This window comes from Modicisalibacter muralis (genome assembly GCF_900102945.1).
Lineage (GTDB): Bacteria > Pseudomonadota > Gammaproteobacteria > Pseudomonadales > Halomonadaceae > Modicisalibacter > Modicisalibacter muralis.
Window position 1 is genome coordinate 503,353 of sequence record NZ_FNGI01000001.1, and the last position, 19,757, is coordinate 523,109.

The window sequence follows — 19,757 nt, forward strand, 5'->3', positions numbered from 1 at the left end:
GCCGGCCGGCTAAGGAGGCTCGGTGGATCATCCTCTTCAACTGCTGGCAAACGGCCTGGTGGTCGGTGCCATCTATAGCCTGGTTGCGGTCGGGCTGAGTCTGGTATTCGGCGTCATGCGGGTGATCAACATCGCGCATGGCGACTTCGCCATGCTCGGCGCCTATGTCGCCTTCTTCGCCTGGGATTGGCTCGGCCTCAGCCCGCTCGTCTCGCTGCTGCCGGCGATGGCGATCCTCTTCCTGTTCGGTGCCGGGCTGCAGAGGCTGGTCATCGAACGAGTGGTTGGTCGGCCGCTGCTGGCCTCGTTGATGCTGACCTTCGGGCTGTCGCTGATCATCTGGAATTCGAGCCAAGTGGCCTTTACCACCAAGCTGCGTGGCATTTCCTATCTGACGGAGCCGGTGACATTCCTGGGTGTGACGATGTCGCAGTCGTATATCGTCGGTTTCGTGCTGGCGCTCATTCTTACCGGTGCGCTGTTCGCGTTCCTCAAGTTCACCGCGCCGGGCAAGGCGATCCGCGCGACCTCCCAGAATCAGGACGTTGCCCTCGCTTGCGGGATAGATGTGCGTCGTGCGCGCACCCTGGCTTTTGGCATTGGCGCCGCGCTCGCCGCCGCAGCCGGAACGCTCATCAGCATGACCGGCTTCATATATCCCTACATGGGATTCGAGTATCTGGCCAAGACCTTCACCATCGTCGTGCTTGGCGGGCTCGGCAGCGTTGCCGGGGCCCTCGTCGCCGCCTTTGCCTACGGCCTTCTGGAGAGCTTCGGTACCGCCATGCTCTCGCCGCGCATCGCGCCGGCGCTGCCTTTCGTGCTACTGATCGCGATCATGATTTTCCGGCCCTCGGGGCTATTCGGCACCAGCGTGGCCGACCGATGAGTACGCGGCGCGAGCGAGCGGATAGCAGTGTTCACGGCGGAGGGAGTAGCTGGGTCGCGTGGCTTTCATGGCTGGGCGTGGCGATCTTCGCCGTCTACGTCGCGTTCATGCTGGCGGCGCCCTGGCTGGTGAATCGGGGAACGCTGTCACTGCTCTATCTGGTGTTGTATTTCGTGCTGCTGGCGGCGAGTTGGAATTTGATGTCCGGCTTTACCGGCTATATCAACTTCGCCCACGTGGCCTTTATCGGTGTCGGGATGTACGCCTCGGCGATCGCCATCGCCGATCTTGGCGCGCCATGGTTCCTGGCCGTCGCGCTGGGTGGCTGCGTCGCTGCCGCATACGCGGCCGTGCTTAGCGTTCCGCTACTGCGCATCAAGGGACCCTATTTCACCATCACCACGCTGGCGGTCGCCGAGGGGACGCGCGTGATCATGAGTAGCGCCTTCATGGAGCCGCTGACCCGGGCCGGTTCCGGCATTCCACTGTTTGTGCAGATCGGCTTCGAGACCAAGTACTTCGCCATGCTGGCGTTGGTGGTTGCCGTGGTTGTCGTGACCTATGTCCTGGCCAATTCGCGAATCGGTCTGCGCCTGCTGTCGATTCGCGAAGACGAGCGCGCCGCCGAGAACCTGGGTGTCAACACCACACGCCTCAAGATCGGCGCCTTCGTACTGAGTGCCTTCTTCGCCGGTCTCGGTGGTGGGCTGCATGCCATGTATCTAAGCTATATCGATCCGTTCAATGCGTTTCATATCAAGTACACCGTGATACCGATCATCATGACCTTCTTCGGCGGCATCGGCACCGTGCTGGGTCCGGTGCTCGGTGGCACGGTGCTGGAGCTATTCAATGACTACATCTGGGCGCATGTGCTGCGACTCAACCTGGCGACGTTCGGCGTCGTGCTGGTGGCGCTGATCCTGTTCATGCCGCAGGGGCTTCTCGAATGGCTCAAGGATCGCGGTTTCCTGCCCAAGACACGGAGGATATAGCCGTGCCCGAGGCCGACATGATGCAAGCGCCGGTTTTCGAGGCGCGCGCGGTCACCAAGTCGTTCGCCAGCCTGCGCGCCGTAGATGACTGCTCATTTGCGGTCGAGAAAGGCGCGATCGTGGGGCTGATCGGCCCCAATGGGGCCGGCAAGACGACGCTGTTCGACATTGCCAGCGGCGCGACCCGGTTGGACTCGGGGCAGATCGTCTTCAGAGGCGAGGACATCAGCGCCCTGAAGCCGCATCAGCGAGCGCTCAAGGGACTGGGGCGCACCTTTCAGCTCACTCGCGTGTTTCCCAAGATGACGCTGATGGAAAACATGTTCGTCGCTTCGCCCGGCGATCATCGGCTGCATGAGCGGGCCCGCGAGTATCTGGAGCTGGTGAATCTCGTCGACCGCCGCCATGAGTACGCGAGCGATCTATCCTATGGCCAGCAGAAACTTCTGGAACTCGCGCGCATCCTGATGCTCGATCCCGAGTTGATCCTGCTGGACGAGCCGGCCGCCGGCGTCAACCCGACCCTGCTCAAGAGCCTGCTGGCGTTCATCCATGAACTTCGCGACACCTGGGGCAAGACGTTTCTGATCATCGAGCACAACATGAACCTGGTCATGGGCCACTGCGACAAGGTCGTGGTCATGAGCGCTGGAAGCGTGATCGCCGAGGGTTCGGGGGAGGAGATTCAAGCGAACGAGGAGGTGCTCGAAGCCTATTTCGGTAAATCCACCCACCCGCTGGGGCGTGCCGGTCATGGCGCTTGAAGCGGATCGCGTCGCGCCGCGTTCGGGTGACGACGCTCACGGCGACTTCCTCATGGTCGAGGATATCGTCTCGGGCTATGGCCGCCAGGAAATTCTGCACGGTATTTCACTGGAGGTGCGTGCCGGCGAGATCGTCGCCATCATCGGCCCGAACGGTTGCGGCAAGTCCACCTTTCTGAAGGCAGTCATGCGTTTCCTGCCGGCATGGCAGGGCAGTATTCGCTTCCAGGGCGCGGACCTGACGCCGCTGAGCCCGGACAAGACCGTGCGCCGTGGCATTTCCTTCGTCCCGCAAGGGCACGCGGTATTCCCGGACATGACGGTCGACGAGCATCTCGACATGGGCGCCTGGATTCTGACCGACGAGCAGAAAAAACGCACGGCGCGGGAGCGTGCCTACGAGCTCATTCCGCGTCTCGCCGAGCGCAAACGCCAAGCCGCCAAGACGATGAGTGGCGGCGAGCAGCAGATGCTTTCCATCGCTCGCGCCCTGATGACCGCGCCGGAGCTGTTGATCCTCGACGAACCGACGCTCGGGTTGTCGCCGAAGCTCGTCGATCTGACTTTCGAGACGATCCTTGAAGTCAATCGCCGGCTCGGCGTGGCGATTCTCATGGTCGAGCAGAACGCGGCCGTGGCGCTCGAGAACTCACACCGTGGTTACGTTCTCGAGATGGGCAACAACAAATACCAGGGCGAAAGCGCCGAGCTGCTGCGCGACGAACGTGTCCGGCGCGCCTATTTGGGTGGTTGAGCGGTAAAAGAGAGTAAGGGTGGGGCCTAAACGGCGAGGCGCGTCCACCGTGGACGCGCCTCGCCGTTATTACATCGCATGCATGATAAAAGCCTAAGGAAACAGCAGCAGCGCCTTTTGCAGCGTGGATAACAGGCCCCATGCCAGCGGGATCATGACCAGCGCCCAAGCCGCCGCGATCAGTATCGGTGACGATGTGCCGTGTTCGACTGCATTCTCATCTCTTTGATCGTGCATGACTCAGCCCTCCATTGGTTTGGCGGTTTCGGTATTGCCCCGGTCGCGATCGGAGGCATCCTCGTAATGGTGTTTGGCATCTACCGCCTTGACGCACAGGTTGCAGATCAAGCCGATCAGCAGCAGTCCCACCATGATGTACATGGTGACGGTATAGGCCTGCGCCGGATCTACCCCGGCATCGATCTGCGCCGCGCGGATGTAATTGACCAGCACCGGGCCCATGATGCCGGCGGCCGACCAGGCGGTCAGCAGGCGGCCATGGATGGCGCCCACGTGCATGGTGCCGAAAATGTCCTTGAGATACGCCGGTATGGTCGAAAATCCCCCGCCATACATGCTGATGATCACGCAGTAGCACAGCACGTACAGGAACACGCTGCCGATCGCCGCCGTGCCCGGTACCAGTGCGTACAGCGCCATGCCGAGAACGAAGAAAATGATGTAGGTGTTCTTGCGCCCGATGTAATCGGACACCGATGCCCAGGCGAAGCGTCCGCCCATGTTGAACAGGCTGAGCAGGCCGACGAAACCGGCGGCGGCTGCCGCCTCGATCGCACCCGGCATCATTTCCTGCGACATCGCCGAGGCCTGGCCGAGCACGCCGATGCCGGCGGTAACGTTCAGGAACAGCACGAACCAGAGTAGATAGAACTGCGGCGTCTTCATCGCCTGGTTTACATCCACGTGGTTGCGGGTAACCAGCTTCTGCGGCTGTTTTTCCTCGACGAAACCGGCGGGCTTCCAGCCCTTGCGCGGTATGCGCACGATGGTTGCCCCGATACACATGAAGATGAAATAAATGATGCCCATGGTGACGAACGTGGCCGCCACGCCGACGGATTCCGGCGAGGAGTAATATTTCATCAGGCCAACGGCAAGGGGGGCGCCGATCATGGCGCCGCCACCGAAGCCCATGATGGCCATGCCGGTCGCCATGCCTGGGCGGTCGGGGAACCACGTGATCAGCGTCTTGACCGGCGAGATATAGCCAATGCCGAGGCCGATGCCGCCAAGCACCCCGTAGCCGAGATAGATTAGCCAGACGAGGTGCGTCCAGACGCCTATCGCCGATAGCAGAAAGCCGCTACCGAAACAGCAGGCCGCCGTGAACATGGCCTTGCGCGGCCCGACTCGTTCTAGCCAGCTTCCACAGAATGCCGCGGATAGACCGAGAAAAACCATCGATAGGCTGAATATCCAGCCCAGGGTGGTAAGTTCCCAATCGGCAGGTAGCGACTCTGTTACGCCGAGAACCCGCGTCAATGGCAAATTGAATACGCTGAAGGCGTAGGCTTGACCGATGCATAGGTGTACGCATAGCGCCGCCGGCGGTACCAGCCAGCGGCTGTGACCAGGTTTGGCGATAATATTGTTCTTATCTAGAAACGACATGGGCTCTCTCCCGAGGCAGGCACAGGGGTGGGATTTGGCGGCTGCTCGGCTCGGAAAAATAGGTACGAGGCAATGTGCTGTCGGTGTGCCACGCGTGAATGAGCGTAGAGCGTACCCGTGTATTGTGCTTAGTAGGCCACGGTCCAAGCGGCAAGCGTTTTTCGCGTCAGTCATGCTAATGTCTAGTCGAGTCAAGCAATATCATGGCTCCATTCCTCTTGCGTCTCTCGTTCGGGTTCCAGGAGCCTTGAGTAAGGCTAATGCTTGACCGGCGGGGAATCTTGCGTAGAATACGCAGCGCTTGACGAGGCCCCGAGGGGGCCCATCGAGGTCGTGGCAATAGTCCGACGGGGTATAGCGCAGTCTGGTAGCGCGCCTGCTTTGGGAGCAGGATGTCGGGGGTTCGAATCCCTCTACCCCGACCAACTCGTTGATTGTGTTGAGTAAAATCGATCGACGGGGTTGTCAGTTGGCGCCTTGAGGCCGTAATATCTCTTCTGCTCGAAGAGGTTTCCTTCATCGGGGGAGTGTCTCTTTCGTTGGGAATACGCGCTCATAGCTCAACCGGATAGAGCAACGGCCTTCTAAGCCGTAGGTTGCAGGTTCGAGTCCTGCTGGGCGCGCCAGTTCCGACAGGGCGAGCCTGGCAACAGTGACAGGCCCGTGCGCCTGGAGCGTGGTGATCGATAGCTTCGATATGGTGGGTGTAGCTCAGTGGTAGAGCTCCGGATTGTGGCTCCGGTGGTCGTGGGTTCGATCCCCATCATCCACCCCATATCGCGATGATCGATCAAGCTGCTGTTGAAGTGGTGGGTGTAGCTCAGTGGTAGAGCCCCGGATTGTGGCTCCGGTGGTCGTGGGTTCGATCCCCATCATCCACCCCATTTCTGTTTTCGCCGTATCGCCATCTGCCTATCTGCGTTTCACACCTCTTTCCTTTTCTTCACGTTTGCAAAGCTATTGTTGCCACTTGGTCGCCTGCTTGACGGACATTGTACGTCGGGTATGGCATTTTTCAGCGCTGCCCCTTGTAAGCAATGTCACCTGCCCCCACTCATTGCGGCATGATGCGCTTGCCAGCGCGAGCCGGGGTTCTTAAAATCCCTCCTTTTGAACGCACTCTCAAACGCCCCCAGTCGGTAGAGGACCATTCATGCAAGCTTCCGTCGAAACGACTTCACAGATCGCACGCCGCGTCACGGTGCAGGTGCCGGCCGCCGAGGTCGATCAGGCCGTTGCCGCTCGTCTTCAGGATACCGCCAAGAACGTTCGCCTGAACGGCTTTCGTCAGGGCAGGGTGCCGATGGCTGTGGTGAAGCAGCGCTATGGTCGTGACGTGCGTAACGAGGTGGTGGGCGAACTGATGCGTCAGCATTACGTTACAGCGATCACCGAGCAAAGCCTCAACCCGGCCGGTTATCCGTCCATTGAGCCGACCGTCAACGAGTCGGGCAAGGATCTTGAGTTCGTTGCCACGCTCGAGGTTTATCCGGAGATCGAGCTGGCTTCCATCGAAGGTAGTGAAATCGAGCGCCCCGTGGCGACAGTCAACGACGCCGATATCGAACAGATGATCGAGACCCTGCGCAAGCAGAACGCGGCCTGGGAAGCGGTGGACCGTGCGGCCGCCGAGGGCGACCAGGTCAAGGTCGATTTCAAGGGCTTCCTCGGTGACGAGCCATTCGAAGGCGGCGAGGCCGAGGGGCACGAGCTGGTGCTGGGTTCCAATAGCTTCATTCCCGGCTTCGAGGAACAGCTTGCCGGCGTGAAGGCGAATGACGAAACCGAGATCAAGGTCACCTTCCCCGAAGACTACCAGGCCGAGCATCTCGCCGGTCAGGAGGCCACCTTCCAGGTCAAGGTCCATCAGGTCAGCGCCCAGAAACTGCCAGAAGTCGATGCCGAATTCATCAAGCAGTTCGGTGTCGAGGATGGCGACATCGAGAAGTTCCATGGTGAAGTGCGCAAGAACATGGAACGCGAAGTTCAGCAAGCCGTCGACAACCGCGTCAAGCAGCAGGCGCTCGAAGCTCTGAAGACCGCCAATGATATTCCGGTGCCGACTTCGCTGATCGAGCAGGAAACCGATGGGCTCAAGCGCCAGGCGGCACAGCAGTTCGGCCTCGGTGACGATTTCGACGTCTCCCAGCTACCCAATGAGCTGTTTGCCGAGCAGGCCAAGAGTCGCGTGCAGGTCGGTCTGTTGCTGGCCGAGGTGATCAAGGTTCATGAGATCGATGCCAGCGACGATGAGATCAAGGCCAAGGTCGAGGAGCTCGCGCAGCAGTATCAGCAGCCTGAGGAGGTCATCGAGTATTACCTCAAGGACGAGAAGATGAAGAACCAGGTCAAGTCTGCCATTCTCGAAGAGAAGGCGGTTGACAAGCTGCTCGAGCAGGCACAGGTTAAGGATGTAGAGATGTCCTACGAGCAGGCGCTGCAAGCCGCGCAACAGCAGCAGGACGGTGAAGAAGACAGCGACGACGAGACCGCTTCCGACAAGACCTGATCGTCGCTGTCGTTTAACATGACCCGGCTACGGCCGGGTCTCTGGTCACTGCCCCTTCGTGGGACTGTGCGGGCACGAGTTACCAAGTCACCGGATTAAAGGTAGGCATACAATGGGCAACGAGTTCGATATTCAAAACGCCGGCGGCCTGGTGCCGATGGTGGTCGAGCAGAATGCGCGCGGCGAGCGGGCCTATGATATTTACTCGCGCCTGCTCAAAGAGCGTGTGATCTTCCTGGTGGGGCCGGTGGAAGACTACATGGCCAATCTGGTGGTGGCACAGTTACTGTTCCTTGAATCCGAGAACCCCGACAAGGACGTTCACCTGTACATCAATTCACCGGGCGGCTCGGTGACCGCGGGCATGTCGATCTACGACACCATGCAGTTCATCAAGCCGGACGTTTCCACCGTGTGCATCGGTCAGGCGGCCAGCATGGGCGCGTTCCTGCTGGCCGGCGGCGCCAAGGGCAAGCGCTTCTGCCTGCCCAACTCGCGGATGATGATTCATCAGCCGCTGGGCGGCTACCAAGGTCAGGCATCGGATATCGAGATCCATACCAAGGAAATTCTCAATATCCGCCATAAGCTGAACAGGATTCTGGCCGAACATACCGGGCAGGATATCGAGACCATCGCCAAGGACACCGACCGTGATAACTTCATGGAAGGCGGCCAGGCCGCGGAGTACGGCTTGATCGATGCCGTGCTGGATAAGCGTCCGGTATCCTGATAGCGTAATTCATAACCCATGCATATCCTGGCGGTCGTTACCGGCCGCCGCCGTAAAGAGGTACGCGAATGGCCGACGGCAAAGGCAAAGACGAGGGCAAGCTACTGTACTGTTCGTTCTGCGGTAAGAACCAGAACGAAGTACGCAAGCTGATCGCGGGTCCTTCCGTCTATATCTGCGATGAATGTGTCGACCTGTGTAACGACATCATTCGCGAGGAAGTCCTCGAGGCCGACGCCGAGGGCGATGAGGATCGCTTGCCGGTTCCGCGTGAGATTCGTCATACCCTCGACGACTACGTGATCGGGCAGGACCGCGCCAAGATGGTCCTGTCGGTAGCGGTCTACAATCACTACAAGCGACTTCGTGCCGGCGTAAAGGCCGACGATGTCGAGCTGGGCAAGTCGAACATTCTGTTGATCGGTCCGACCGGTAGCGGCAAGACGCTGCTCGCCGAGACACTGGCGCGCCTGCTGAATGTGCCGTTCACGATCGCCGACGCCACCACCCTGACCGAAGCCGGGTATGTGGGCGAGGACGTCGAGAACATCATCCAGAAGCTGTTGCAGAAGTGCGATTACGATGTGGAAAAGGCCCAGAAGGGCATTGTCTATATCGACGAGATCGACAAGATCTCGCGCAAGTCCGACAATCCTTCGATCACCCGTGACGTCTCGGGCGAGGGCGTGCAGCAGGCGCTGCTCAAGCTGATCGAGGGCACCACGGCGTCGGTCCCGCCCCAGGGCGGTCGCAAGCATCCGCAGCAGGAGTTCTTGCAAGTCGATACCGGCAACATCCTGTTCATCGTCGGTGGGGCCTTCGCCGGCCTGGACAAGGTGATCCGCGATCGCGCCGAGAAGGGTGGAATCGGCTTCAATGCCACCGTCAAGAGCAAGGACTCGGAGAAGGGCGTGGGCGACATCCTGGCCGACGTCGAGCCGGAAGATCTGGTCAAGTTCGGCCTTATTCCCGAGTTCGTCGGTCGTCTGCCGGTGATCGCCACGCTCACCGAGCTCAGCGAGGATGCGCTGGTCCAGATACTCACCGAGCCCAAGAACTCGCTGGTCAAGCAGTACGCCAAGCTGTTCGAGATGGAAAGCGTCGAACTCGATTTTCGCGAGGATGCGCTGCGTGCGGTGGCGCGCAAGGCCATGGCCCGCAAGACCGGGGCGCGCGGGCTGCGCTCGATACTCGAATCGGTGCTGCTCGACACCATGTACGAGATTCCCTCGCTCGATGGCGTCAGCAAGGTGGTGATCGACGAATCGGTGATTTCCGGCGAAAGCGAGCCGTTGCTCATTTACTCCAAACAGCAGGAAAGCAAGGTAGCGAACAAGGGCGGGTAATCCTTTCCCGGTTCAGCGGGGGCCGCAAGGCCCCCTTTTCATATCTGCATCGCTGGCTTGCAAGTCGATTTGCGAGGAGCGTTGCAAAGAGCCGGGCCAACCGGTCACGGCGGTTGCAATGCGCCATTTTTGCCCCCATCACTCGCTCCATTCACCGAGCAATCATTCGATTTTGAGGAACTGTCTGCGATGCAGCAGAACGCCGAACAAACCTTGAGCCTGCCTCTCCTGCCATTGCGGGATGTGGTCGTCTACCCCCAGATGGTCATTCCCCTGTTCGTCGGGCGCGAGAAATCCATTCAGGCACTGGAAGTCGCCATGGACGCCGACAAGCGTGTGTTGTTGGTCGCCCAGCGCGAAGCCGGCCAGGATGATCCCGATGCTGGCGATTTATTCTCGGTAGGCACCGTGGCCGAGATCATGCAGTTGCTCAAGCTACCCGATGGCACCGTGAAGGTGCTTATCGAGGGCACGTCGCGTGCCGATGTGCGCACAGTTGGCGCCACCGACTCGGGCTACAGCATGGCCGAGGTCATGCTGCGCGAGAGCCAGCCGCTTTCCGAACGCGAGCAGGAATCGCTGGTGCGGGTGCTGCTCAATCAGTTCGAGCAGTACGTCAAGCTGTCGAAGAAGGTGCCCAACGAGGTTCTCAATTCGCTACAGGGCATCGAGGACCCCAGCCGCCTGGTGGATACCATCTGCGCGCACTTGTCGCTGAAGATCGGCGACAAGCAGGAGTTGCTGGAGATGGACCGGGTGCGCGATCGCATCGAGCACCTGATGGCATTGATCGAATCCGAGATCGATCTGCTGCAGGTCGAAAAGCGCATCCGCTCGCGGGTCAAGGACCAGATGGAGAAATCCCAGCGCGAGTACTATCTCAATGAGCAGATGAAGGCCATCCAGAAGGAGATGGGCGAGCTCGAGAATGTGCCCAACGAGGCCGAGAAGTACGAGCAGGCGATCAAGGAATCGGGTATGCCCACCGAAGCTGCCGAGAAAGCCAATCAGGAGCTCGGCAAGCTCAAGATGATGGCGCCGACTTCCGCCGAAGCCACGGTGGTGCGCTCCTATCTCGATTGGTTGGTGGCGGTGCCCTGGAAGAAGCGCACGCGGGTCAAGCACGACCTGGCGCACGCGGTAAGCGTGCTCGACGAGGACCATTATGGCCTCGAAGAGGTCAAGGAGCGTGTGCTCGAATACCTGGCGGTTCAGAAACGCGTCAAGAAACTCAAGGGGCCGGTGTTGTGCCTGGTGGGTCCGCCCGGGGTCGGCAAGACCTCGCTCGGCCAGTCGCTGGCGCGCGCCACCAATCGCAAGTACGTGCGTCTGGCGCTGGGCGGCGTGCGCGACGAATCGGAAATTCGCGGCCACCGTCGCACCTACATCGGTTCGTTGCCGGGCAAATTGATCCAACGCATGAGCCGGGCGGGTGTCAGAAACCCGCTGTTTCTGCTCGATGAAGTCGACAAGATCGGCATGGACCATCGTGGCGATCCCGCCTCGGCACTGCTCGAGGTGCTCGATCCCGAGCAGAATGACAAGTTCAGCGATCACTATCTGGAACTGGATTACGACCTGTCCGATGTCATGTTCATCTGTACCGCCAACTCGATGAACATCCCCGGGCCGTTGCTCGATCGCATGGAAATCATTCGCCTGCCGGGTTACACCGAAGACGAGAAGCTGGCCATCGCCAATCGCTACCTGGTACCCAAGCAGCTCAAGGCCAACGGCCTCAAGGATGACGAGCTGAGCCTGACCGATGAAGCGGTGCTCGAGCTGATTCGCTACTACACTCGCGAAGCGGGCGTGCGTGAACTGGAACGCCAGATCGCCAAGGTGTGCCGCAAGGTCCTGCGCACGCGCCTCGAGAACGAGAGCAAGGAAGGCGCACAGGCCGCAAACGAGTTGTCCGCCGATGACATCGAGATCTATGCCGGCGTGCGCCGCTACAGCTATGGCCTGGCCGACCAGGAGAACCAGGTGGGCCGTGTAACCGGTCTGGCCTGGACCTCGGTGGGCGGCGAGTTGCTCAATATCGAGTCGGTGGTCACGCCGGGCAAAGGGCGGGTCAACAAGACCGGCTCGCTGGGCGACGTGATGAAGGAATCGGTCGATGCGGCGCACACCGTGGTGCGTGCCCGCGCGGTGGCGATGGGCATAGACCCCGAGCGTTTCGAAAAGGAAGACCTGCACATACACGTGCCCGAGGGGGCCACGCCAAAGGATGGCCCCAGCGCGGGTATCGCCATGGTCACCGCCATGGTCTCGGCTTACACTGAGCGAGCGGTGCGCTGCGACGTGGCGATGACCGGCGAGGTCAACCTGCGTGGCGAGGTCATGCCGATTGGTGGCCTAAAGGAGAAATTGCTGGCCGCCCGGCGCGGTGGTATAAAGACGGTGCTAATTCCAGAAGAGAATCGCCGTGACCTCAAGGAGGTTCCGGACAATATCAAGGACGCACTGGATATCCGGCCCATGCGCTGGATCGATGAGGTACTCGATGTGGCGCTGGCTGGTATGCCGGGGGCCAACGGTGACGATAATCGTCCCGATGACTCTGCTTCTTCGCGCACAATGATCAGTACACATTGAAACGATTTTGTGTTTTATATCGGGGTTGAAACCCTGATATGACGGGGCTTGGCGCTGCTGATCGCTTGACAGAAGTTTCACTGCATTGCTATAAATTGTGCTTTGCTGTGATCGCGTAAGCCATCAGAATAGACACGCCGATTTCCAGTAATTTCCGAAACAGTCAAGGGGTGAAGTGTGAATAAATCCGAGCTGATCGAAGCCATCGCAGCATCTGCCGATATTCCCAAGGCAGCGGCAGGCCGCGCACTGGATGCGATGATTGAATCTGTTACCGATAGCCTGAAGAAAGGGGATTCCGTTGCCCTGGTGGGCTTTGGCACCTTTGCCGTCAAGGAGCGCGCAGCGCGTACCGGTCGCAACCCGCAGACCGGAAAGCCGATCAACATCAGCGCAGCGAAGGTACCTGGTTTCAAGGCCGGCAAGGCACTCAAGGACTCGGTCAACTGAGTTTCGAGGCGTCCCGAGCGTAAACGTGGGGGCTTGGGCAGTGACACCAAGACGCTGATGATCGACCCCAATGGCGTTGAGCATCTTCATCTTGCCGGTAGCTGCCATTCACGTCTTACCGTTCACGTCCTGACGTTCACGACTAAGTTGCCAGGCGCATCGCGTAAGCGATGCGCCTTTTTTCTTTACGTTAATTTCGACAACCAGCATTCGAGGCCAGCATGCTGCAAAGTATCCGGGATCGCTCCCAGAGTATGGTCGCCAAGGTCATCGTCGGCGCGGTCATTGTCACTCTCGCCCTGTTCGGTATCGAATCCGTGGTGGGGTTGTTTACCAGTGGCAGCGATAACATTGCCGAAGTCAACGGTGAGCCGATCACCCGTCAGCAGGTGGAAATACAGGTGCAGCGCGCCATTCGCTCTGGCCAGGTGCCGCCGGAGCAGGAAGACGCGGCGCGCAGTCAGATTATCAATCAATTGGTGACCCAGCAGCTACTGGATCAGTACGCCGAGGAGGGCGGTCTGCATGCCTCCGAGGCTCAGCTCGATCGGCTGATCGTCAACCTCCCCGAGTTTCAGGATCAGAGCGGCGCCTTTTCGACCGACCTGTTTCGCAACCGTCTGGCGAGTGCCGGGTATACGCCACTATCGTTCCGCGCCCAGTTGAAGTCCGACATGGTCCGCCAGCAAGTGCAGCAGGGCCTGGCGGCCAGCAGCTTCATGCTCGATAGCGAACGCCAACGGTTACTCGAATTGCAGCGTCAAACCCGCTCGTTCCGTTACCACGTGTTGACTGGCGAGGACCTGCAGTCTCCGGTCGAGGTGACACAAGAGCAACTCCAGGCCTATTACGACGAACACCAGCAGCAATTCCAGCGTCCCGAACAGGTACGGCTGGAGTACGTAGTTCTCGACCAGGCCAAGATAGCCGAGCAAATCGACGTCGACGAGCAGGCGCTGCGCGACGCCTACGCTGAGCGCCAGAACAGCGCCGAACCGCGCGTTTCCCATATCATGGCGACCTTTGGCGACGAGCGCTCCCGCGCCGAGGCCGAGGCGCGCCTGCAGGAAGTGCGCGATCGCCTGGCGGCCGGCGAGAGTTTCGCGGCGCTGGCGGCCGAGTACTCCGATGATGCCACGACCGCCGAGAGTGGCGGCGATCTGGGCATTATCACGCGTGGCTTCTTTGGCGAGGAATTCGAAGAAGCCGCGTTCTCCCTCGATCAGGGCGAGGTTTCCAACATTGTCGAGACCGATAATGGCTTGCACCTGCTCAAGGTGACCGAGATGAACGTGCCGCCTTTCGAGGAAATACGCGATGAACTGCGCGACGAGGCTGCATTGGCGCAGGCCGAGGACGAATTCAACGAGCGTGCCCAGCGCTTGATCGACGAAAGCTTTGCCGCCGATGACCTTGCCAGCGTCGCCGATAGCCTCGGGCTGACATTGCAGCAGAGTGATTGGACCTCACGCGGCGGCGCCAGCGGTGTACTGTCCGAGCCCGGCGTGATGGACGCCGCCTTTGCCCCCGATGTCCTCAAGGAAGGTTACAACAGTGAGGTGATCGAACTCGACGCTCAGCGCCGCCTGGTATTGCGCGTGGCCGAGCATCGCGAGGAAACCACGCTACCGCTGGATGAAGTGCGCCAGCAGGTGCGTGAGAGGGTCGTCAAGCAAGCGACCCAGGACGCACTGCGTCAGCGCGCGGCTCAACTGGCCGAAGCCTTGCGTAACGGCGAGACGTTGGAGCTCGAATGGCAACGGGCACAATCCGTATCCCGCCAGGAAAGCAACGACGTGCCCGAGCCGATCATGCGCGAGGCCTTCCGCTTGCCGAAGCCGGAGCAGGACGACGTCGTGTATGGTCGCGCAACGACCGAGCAGGGCGTGGCGCTCATCGCCTTGAATGAGGTCAGTGCCGGGAAAGCGTCCTCGGACGGCCAGACCGATGCCTTCGTCGTTCAACTGGCACAGCGCCTGCGCGCGCAGGCAGCCATTCAAGGACTGCTGGACGACCTGCGCGAAGAGGCCGAGATCGAACGGCTGTAACAGCGACGCTTGGGTATTCTCGAGGGCGCGACATTGCCGCGCCCTCGTGCTTTTCAGGATATTCATAGGCGAGCCTGTTGTCTCTGGATGATCGGTACCGCTAGTTTGTAATCTCGATCACCGTTTCCAGGGAATGAGGAGCGAACCATGCAATCGCGTTACTACACCATCACCGAATACCCAACCGGCCTGCCTCGCGAAGCTATCTTCGCGCTATGCGAAGAAGCGCTACCGGACCTACGCGAAGGCGAGGTTCGCGTGCGTAATACCTGGCTCTCGGTCGATCCCTACATGCGCGGTCGAATGAGCGGCGTACGTACCTACATCGATCCGTTCGAGCTCAATGCTCCACTGCAAGGGGCGGCGATTGGCGAGGTTGTGGAATCTCGCGATTCGCGTCTAAAGCCCGGCGACAAGGTCCGACATATGGCCGGCTGGCGCGACATCGCTCAGCTTCCCGCACAGGACGCGGAAACGCTTCCCGCGTTCAAGGTGCCTGAGCAGGCTTACCTTGGTGTGCTGGGTATGCCCGGCATGACCGCCTGGAGCGGCCTCAATCGAATCGCCGAGATGCAGCCAGGAGCGAATGTGCTGGTCAGCGCGGCCAGCGGCGCGGTGGGATCGCTGGCGGTACAGCTGGCCAAGACCAAGGGTGGCACGGTCGTGGGGATCGCCGGCAGCCAGGATAAACTCGATTGGCTCGAATCGCGTGGTATCGAAGCCGTCGGTTATCGCGACAAGAGCGCCGACGAACTGACTCAGGATTTACAGCGCGCCTGCCCGGAGGGCTTCGACGTTTACTACGAGAACGTCGGGGGCGTGATTCTGGAGGCCGCACTCAATTGCTTGCGCACTTACGCGCGTATCGCGGTGTGCGGCATGATCGCCCGCTACAACGATCAGGGAGAAAGTGAAGGCCCGCGTAATATCGCCAATATCCTGATCAACCGGGTGCGCATGGAAGGCTTCATCGTCTTCGAGCATTGGGATCATTACGGCGAGTTTCTCGATGAGGTAGGGCCGCTGGTCGAACGTGGCGAAATCGATTATCAGGAAACCGTCGAGAACGGGCTCGAACGCATGCCAGCGGCTTTCCTGAGGCTGTTCGAGGGAAGTAATCGCGGCAAGATGCTGGTTGAGCTGTAAGCTCGACCACGATAGCCATGGTCTGTTATTGTTATAAAGTAACAAATTTGGAAAAGCGCCATGTCCCTATCGACGCCTTCCCGTCAGCCGCTGCAGTCGATTCCGGTGCATATCGTCAGTGGCTTTCTGGGCAGTGGCAAAAGCACGCTGATCCGTGCGCTATTGGAAAGTAAGCCGCCTCGAGAGCACTGGGCGATATTGGTCAATGAGTTCGGTCAGGTCGGGATCGACCAGACGATATTTGAATCCGATGCCGGCGTGACGGTCAAGGGGCTGCCGGGAGGTTGCCTGTGTTGCCAACTGGCCTTCGTGCTACAGGCGGGGCTGGTCAATCTGTTGCACCGAGTCAAGCCTGATCGACTGATCATCGAACCTTCCGGTCTGGGACATCCCGCCGGCCTGCTCGATGTGTTGCGTGGCGAGGCGTTTCGCGACGTGCTGGAAATTCGCGATGTCATTGTCCTGCTCGACCCACGGCGCCTGGACGACGCTCGCGCTCGCGAGCATGAAACCTTTCGCGATCAGTTACAGCTCGCCGATGCTATCGCGTTGACCATGACCGACCTGGCCAGCGCGGCCCAGCGTCAGGCGGCGCGGCAATATGTCGAGAACCTGTGGCCGCCCAAGCGCTGGTTGGTTGAAGCGCCTCATGGCCGGCTGCCGGTCGATAGGTTACTTGAAGGCAGCATCAGCGAGCAGGGGCGAAATGCTCTTCCTCGCAGCAGCGAACACCAGCACCTCGCCGATACGCCTCAAGGCGTACTGCTCGATACCTTCGCCTTTCGTGAGCCACAGCCGGGAAAACCCCAGCGTGAGCAGGGCGCGGCACTGGGTTACGTCACCTTGAGTTGGCGCTGGCACGCGCTGGAGCGTTTCGACCTGGATGCCTTGACCGCCGTGCTTGCCGACTTGCCGGGTGGGGTACGAGTCAAGGGCGTATGGCACACCGATAGCGGCTGGAAGCTGTATAACCGCGGCGAAAGCGGTGTAACGCTCAGCGAAAGTAGCTGGCGGCGCGACTCGCGACTGGAATTGATAGGCGAACGTTTGCCCGAGGCCGAGGCACTGGAGCATCGGCTCATGGGCTGTCGTATCGGTGCTTGATTATACCGTTATCTTGCTGCATCACGACATTAACTTGCAATCGCCGATCAGGTCGCGGCTTCCCAGGCGGCGATACGCTGCAGGGCGCTATCGCGGTCGTCGCCGCACAGTTCGGGATCGTAATCGAAGCGATGGCAGACAGCGGGACGGCGAGGATCGCCGAACAGGCGGCACAGGTTGTCGTCATCGAGCTGCACGCAGCGCACACCGGCGGGTTTGCCCTCTGGCATGCCGGGAATCGTCGAGCTGATCGACGGTGCGATACAGCAGGCACCGCAACCCGGGCGGCAGCCGATGGCCTCCTGAGTAGAAGCGGCACTCGTCGCGGGTACGGCCCGTTTCACAAGCTGACCTCGGCGATTGCCCCCTTGCCGATACCCTCGAAAGCCTGCACGCGAGTGGGCAGGCCGCAGTCGCGGGCGATCTGTTCGGCCAGCCAGGCGGCGATGTGCTCCACGGTAGTGGACCTGGGCAGAATCTCGCAGCATTCGCGTGGCAGGCGTAGGCAGAATAGGCCCTGGGACGAACGATAACGGGTCGTCAGTTGGCCATGCATGTCGGCATCGCCGCCTTCGACGATATCCGCGACATCCACCAGATAACGGTCCGTCAAGCGTTGCGCCCATTGCATCTCGAGTTGTGGCGCGCGTTCTCCCTGGCACCAGATATACAGTCGTGAGCGGTGGCCGTGAGCAATCCGCTGACAATTCCCCGCGTGGTGCTTGAGGCCATGGCTATAGGTATAGGCGGCCTCGGCGATCGACTCATCGCGCAGGTTCAAGCGAATCTCATTGACCCGCGATGGCGGCCGCCGGGTCAGGGCCTTGCCATAGTGGCGTGCCAACCGCTCGGCGGTGACCTCGCCCCATGGCAGTAACGTGAAGGCCTGACGCGGGCCGCGAACCTCCATGGCATAGGGCAGGGTCGTGCGTATGCTCAGGCCTTCGCTGCATTCGTGGACCGTGACCCCCGGCGCCTTGGTGGGAACCAGCAAGGTGTGGTCGGCCTCGCTGTCGATGCGTGACTTGATCCAGGGCTTGACCTCGCCGAAATCGAACAGGATGCCGTCCTCGCCGAGTTCGCCATCGAGTTGGGCGTCGACTTGCCAACTGGCGCCGATCAAGCCACGGCTTGGGCACCATAACGACGCATCGAGCTGGGTCAGTCCATTGACGAATAGCGTCATCAGTCGATCCCCGCGATCTTGTGAGTCTGTAACGAAAGTTGCCACTGTGGATGGGCCAGGCAATAGGCTACGGTATCCCCGATCGTCGTGCCGTTGCCACCCAGCGGTTGTCGGTCCATCGGCTGAAGGTAGAAATGCCTAAAGTCGAGAGCGGCGAAACGCTCCGGTCGATTGTCACTTTGCGGATAGACCAGCTTGAGTTCGTCACCCTGGGTAACGACCAGTTCGGTGAGTCCCTTGGGGCTCACGCAAAGCCAATCGATGCCGGATGGAACGGGTAGCGTACCGTTGGTTTCCAGCGCGATTTCGAAGCCACGCTCACGCATGGCTTCGATCAGCGCCGAGCCGAGTTGCAGCAGCGGTTCACCACCGGTGAAGACCACATAGGGTACACCGCGCCGTTCGGCTTCGCTGCACGCATCAAAGGGCCATAGCCCGGCGAGGTGATCGGCCAGCGAGTCGGCGTTATCGAAGCGCCCACCGTTCTGGCCATCGCTACCGACGAAATCGGTATCGCAAAAGCGGCATGCACTGCTCGCGCGATCGCGCTCACGCCCGGACCAGAGATTGCAACCGCTAAAACGGCAGAACACGCTGGCCCGCCCGGCTCGAGCGCCTTCACCCTGTAGCGAATAGAATGCTTCTTTTACGCTATACATCGGGCTCACCCTTGCCATTGGTGCCGGGTTGGCATCGGTGGGAATAGCGAACAGGGTCACTGACCCCGTTGGCGGCAAAGGCGGCCAAGCGCTCGCGACAGCTACCGCAAGCACCACAGGCGAACTCCTCGCCCAGGTAACAGGTCCAGGTTTCGCCATAATCGAGGCCCATCGCCAGGCCATCGGCCAGGATCGCCGCCTTGTCGACGTGCAGATAGGGCGCTTCGATGCGTGCCGTTTCGAAGTTGGCGATGGCGGCGACGTCGTTCATGCGTTCGACAAACTCGGGCCGACAATCGGGATAGAGCACGTGATCGCCACCATGCGCGCCGTAGAAGCAGAGTTCGGCGCCGATGTTCACCGCCTGGGCGATGGCCAGCGAGAGCAGAATCATGTTGCGATTGGGTACCAGCGTGGCAACCATGTTGTCGCTGGCGTAATCGCCGCCGGGCAAATCGCGGCTGGCGTCGGTAAGCGCCGAGTTGTCGATCAACGAATGGATCGCGCGAATATCGACGATCTGATGCGCGATGCCCAAGCGTTGACAGACGTCTCGCGCCACATTCAACTCACGTGAATGGCGCTGTCCGTAGTCAAACGACAGCGCATGGACTTCATAACCCTGGCACAGCGCATGGTGCAGAACAGTATAGGAGTCCATGCCACCGGAATAGATGACGATGGCTTTGAGGCGTGCGATGCCGCTGGCATCGCGATGTTGTTGGGTCATAGTTAACCTGCCGGAGAATTTATGGGCCGTGGTGTGACGGTGTCCGGGATCCGGGCGTCCGGAAGGCGAGGCCGCTGGCCCCACCGAGTCGCAGTATACGCTGCGCCGAGAACGGCGCGCATTGTACCGGTTGAGGCGCAGGCCAGCCATAGCGGCACTGTCATCGGGCGTCCATATCGCTGACACCTATGCGTCACAGTGAGGCGGCATGTTG

Annotated in this window: 18 protein-coding genes and 4 tRNA genes; 16 read left to right on the plus strand and 6 right to left on the minus strand. The window is 60.4% G+C overall.

Translation table 11 applies throughout. From position 1 onward, the window contains the following. The first annotated feature begins 22 nt into the window (after positions 1-22). The 4 genes from BLR92_RS02365 to BLR92_RS02380 are packed head-to-tail and all read left to right on the plus strand — an operon-like array spanning position 23 to position 3,402. Positions 23-889: a branched-chain amino acid ABC transporter permease gene (locus tag BLR92_RS02365; RefSeq protein ID WP_089725122.1), complete on the plus strand. Its 867-nt coding sequence runs from the start codon at positions 23-25 to the stop codon at positions 887-889. Then, the gene (locus BLR92_RS02370) at positions 886-1,884 is read left to right on the plus strand and encodes a branched-chain amino acid ABC transporter permease (protein WP_089725123.1); all 999 of its coding nucleotides are present in this window, start codon (positions 886-888) and stop codon (positions 1,882-1,884) included. Before BLR92_RS02365 ends, BLR92_RS02370 begins: the two co-directional genes overlap by 4 nt. A gap of 2 nt (positions 1,885-1,886) precedes the next feature. Further along, entirely contained in the window at positions 1,887-2,648 is a 762-nt protein-coding gene (locus BLR92_RS02375) for an ABC transporter ATP-binding protein (RefSeq protein ID WP_175488694.1), read from the plus strand. Beyond that, positions 2,638-3,402: an ABC transporter ATP-binding protein gene (locus tag BLR92_RS02380; RefSeq protein ID WP_089725127.1), complete on the plus strand. Its 765-nt coding sequence runs from the start codon at positions 2,638-2,640 to the stop codon at positions 3,400-3,402. The genes BLR92_RS02375 and BLR92_RS02380 overlap by 11 nt, the downstream gene beginning before the upstream one ends. Positions 3,403-3,495: 93 nt before the next feature. Here BLR92_RS02380 and BLR92_RS19640 read toward each other — a convergent pair whose 3' ends face one another. Together BLR92_RS19640 and BLR92_RS02385 are read right to left on the minus strand one after the other, a co-directional pair. Next, positions 3,496-3,639 (minus strand): MFS transporter small subunit, encoded by a 144-nt coding sequence (locus BLR92_RS19640; RefSeq protein WP_175488695.1) that lies wholly within the window; start codon positions 3,637-3,639, stop codon positions 3,496-3,498. A 3-nt stretch (positions 3,640-3,642) separates the two neighbouring features. Then, on the minus strand, positions 3,643-5,034 hold the full coding sequence (locus BLR92_RS02385) for an L-lactate MFS transporter (protein WP_089725128.1): 1,392 nt from the start codon (positions 5,032-5,034) through the stop codon (positions 3,643-3,645). Positions 5,035-5,382: 348 nt separating this feature from the next. Between BLR92_RS02385 and BLR92_RS02390 the strand changes: the two genes are divergently transcribed. The 12 genes from BLR92_RS02390 (at position 5,383) to BLR92_RS02445 (ending at position 16,968) form a co-directional block, all read left to right on the plus strand. Continuing rightward, positions 5,383-5,459 (plus strand) — tRNA-Pro (locus tag BLR92_RS02390). A gap of 124 nt (positions 5,460-5,583) precedes the next feature. Next, positions 5,584-5,660: transfer RNA gene (locus tag BLR92_RS02395), tRNA-Arg, on the plus strand. Between the two features lie 74 nt (positions 5,661-5,734). Next, positions 5,735-5,809: transfer RNA gene (locus BLR92_RS02400), tRNA-His, on the plus strand. Positions 5,810-5,843: 34 nt separating this feature from the next. Next, positions 5,844-5,918 (plus strand) — tRNA-His (locus BLR92_RS02405). A gap of 269 nt (positions 5,919-6,187) precedes the next feature. Next, positions 6,188-7,543 (plus strand): trigger factor, encoded by a 1,356-nt coding sequence (tig, locus tag BLR92_RS02410; RefSeq protein ID WP_089725130.1) that lies wholly within the window; start codon positions 6,188-6,190, stop codon positions 7,541-7,543. A 112-nt stretch (positions 7,544-7,655) separates the two neighbouring features. Beyond that, positions 7,656-8,276: an ATP-dependent Clp endopeptidase proteolytic subunit ClpP gene (gene clpP, locus BLR92_RS02415; protein WP_089725132.1), complete on the plus strand. Its 621-nt coding sequence runs from the start codon at positions 7,656-7,658 to the stop codon at positions 8,274-8,276. A 68-nt stretch (positions 8,277-8,344) separates the two neighbouring features. Further along, positions 8,345-9,622, plus strand: a complete 1,278-nt coding sequence (gene clpX, locus BLR92_RS02420) for an ATP-dependent Clp protease ATP-binding subunit ClpX (protein WP_089725135.1) — start codon at positions 8,345-8,347, stop codon at positions 9,620-9,622. Positions 9,623-9,811: 189 nt separating this feature from the next. Continuing rightward, complete coding sequence (lon, locus tag BLR92_RS02425; RefSeq protein ID WP_089725137.1) at positions 9,812-12,220, plus strand: endopeptidase La; 2,409 nt, start codon at positions 9,812-9,814, stop codon at positions 12,218-12,220. A gap of 177 nt (positions 12,221-12,397) precedes the next feature. Next, entirely contained in the window at positions 12,398-12,670 is a 273-nt protein-coding gene (gene hupB / locus BLR92_RS02430; RefSeq protein WP_089725138.1) for a nucleoid-associated protein HU-beta, read from the plus strand. A 221-nt stretch (positions 12,671-12,891) separates the two neighbouring features. After that, positions 12,892-14,718: a SurA N-terminal domain-containing protein gene (locus BLR92_RS02435; protein ID WP_089725140.1), complete on the plus strand. Its 1,827-nt coding sequence runs from the start codon at positions 12,892-12,894 to the stop codon at positions 14,716-14,718. 147 nt (positions 14,719-14,865) lie between these two features. Beyond that, the gene (locus BLR92_RS02440) at positions 14,866-15,864 is read left to right on the plus strand and encodes an NADP-dependent oxidoreductase (protein WP_089725142.1); all 999 of its coding nucleotides are present in this window, start codon (positions 14,866-14,868) and stop codon (positions 15,862-15,864) included. 60 nt (positions 15,865-15,924) lie between these two features. Next, complete coding sequence (locus BLR92_RS02445) at positions 15,925-16,968, plus strand: CobW family GTP-binding protein (RefSeq protein WP_089725145.1); 1,044 nt, start codon at positions 15,925-15,927, stop codon at positions 16,966-16,968. Between the two features lie 47 nt (positions 16,969-17,015). Here the strand turns inward: BLR92_RS02445 and BLR92_RS02450 are convergent, their stop codons facing one another. From BLR92_RS02450 to queC, 4 genes are read right to left on the minus strand one after another with little or no spacing between them, the layout of a single operon-like run. Further along, positions 17,016-17,312 carry a YkgJ family cysteine cluster protein gene (locus BLR92_RS02450; protein WP_245703910.1) on the minus strand — a complete coding sequence of 99 codons (297 nt, stop codon included), beginning with the start codon at positions 17,310-17,312 and terminating at the stop codon, positions 17,016-17,018. Beyond that, entirely contained in the window at positions 17,309-18,154 is an 846-nt protein-coding gene (locus BLR92_RS02455; RefSeq protein WP_089725147.1) for a 6-carboxytetrahydropterin synthase, read from the minus strand. The genes BLR92_RS02450 and BLR92_RS02455 overlap by 4 nt, the downstream gene beginning before the upstream one ends. Beyond that, the gene (gene queE / locus BLR92_RS02460; protein WP_089725149.1) at positions 18,154-18,813 is read right to left on the minus strand and encodes a 7-carboxy-7-deazaguanine synthase; all 660 of its coding nucleotides are present in this window, start codon (positions 18,811-18,813) and stop codon (positions 18,154-18,156) included. The genes BLR92_RS02455 and queE overlap by 1 nt, the downstream gene beginning before the upstream one ends. Next, positions 18,806-19,543 (minus strand): 7-cyano-7-deazaguanine synthase QueC, encoded by a 738-nt coding sequence (gene queC / locus BLR92_RS02465; protein ID WP_089725151.1) that lies wholly within the window; start codon positions 19,541-19,543, stop codon positions 18,806-18,808. The genes queE and queC overlap by 8 nt, the downstream gene beginning before the upstream one ends. Positions 19,544-19,757: the final 214 nt, after the last annotated feature.

What these genes read in the sequence shown, in the direction of transcription:
- BLR92_RS02435 (WP_089725140.1), top strand. Translation starts at nt 12,892, where the DNA reads ATGCTGCAAAGTATCCGGGATCGCTCCCAGAGTATGGTCGCCAAGGTC.
- BLR92_RS02455 (WP_089725147.1), bottom strand. Translation starts at nt 18,154, where the DNA reads ATGACGCTATTCGTCAATGGACTGACCCAGCTCGATGCGTCGTTATGG.
- BLR92_RS02380 (WP_089725127.1), top strand. Translation starts at nt 2,638, where the DNA reads ATGGCGCTTGAAGCGGATCGCGTCGCGCCGCGTTCGGGTGACGACGCT.
- tig (WP_089725130.1), top strand. Translation starts at nt 6,188, where the DNA reads ATGCAAGCTTCCGTCGAAACGACTTCACAGATCGCACGCCGCGTCACG.
- BLR92_RS02385 (WP_089725128.1), bottom strand. Translation starts at nt 5,034, where the DNA reads ATGTCGTTTCTAGATAAGAACAATATTATCGCCAAACCTGGTCACAGC.
- clpP (WP_089725132.1), top strand. Translation starts at nt 7,656, where the DNA reads ATGGGCAACGAGTTCGATATTCAAAACGCCGGCGGCCTGGTGCCGATG.
- queC (WP_089725151.1), bottom strand. Translation starts at nt 19,543, where the DNA reads ATGACCCAACAACATCGCGATGCCAGCGGCATCGCACGCCTCAAAGCC.
- BLR92_RS02445 (WP_089725145.1), top strand. Translation starts at nt 15,925, where the DNA reads ATGTCCCTATCGACGCCTTCCCGTCAGCCGCTGCAGTCGATTCCGGTG.
- BLR92_RS02370 (WP_089725123.1), top strand. Translation starts at nt 886, where the DNA reads ATGAGTACGCGGCGCGAGCGAGCGGATAGCAGTGTTCACGGCGGAGGG.
- BLR92_RS02440 (WP_089725142.1), top strand. Translation starts at nt 14,866, where the DNA reads ATGCAATCGCGTTACTACACCATCACCGAATACCCAACCGGCCTGCCT.
- BLR92_RS19640 (WP_175488695.1), bottom strand. Translation starts at nt 3,639, where the DNA reads ATGCACGATCAAAGAGATGAGAATGCAGTCGAACACGGCACATCGTCA.
- clpX (WP_089725135.1), top strand. Translation starts at nt 8,345, where the DNA reads ATGGCCGACGGCAAAGGCAAAGACGAGGGCAAGCTACTGTACTGTTCG.
- queE (WP_089725149.1), bottom strand. Translation starts at nt 18,813, where the DNA reads ATGTATAGCGTAAAAGAAGCATTCTATTCGCTACAGGGTGAAGGCGCT.
- lon (WP_089725137.1), top strand. Translation starts at nt 9,812, where the DNA reads ATGCAGCAGAACGCCGAACAAACCTTGAGCCTGCCTCTCCTGCCATTG.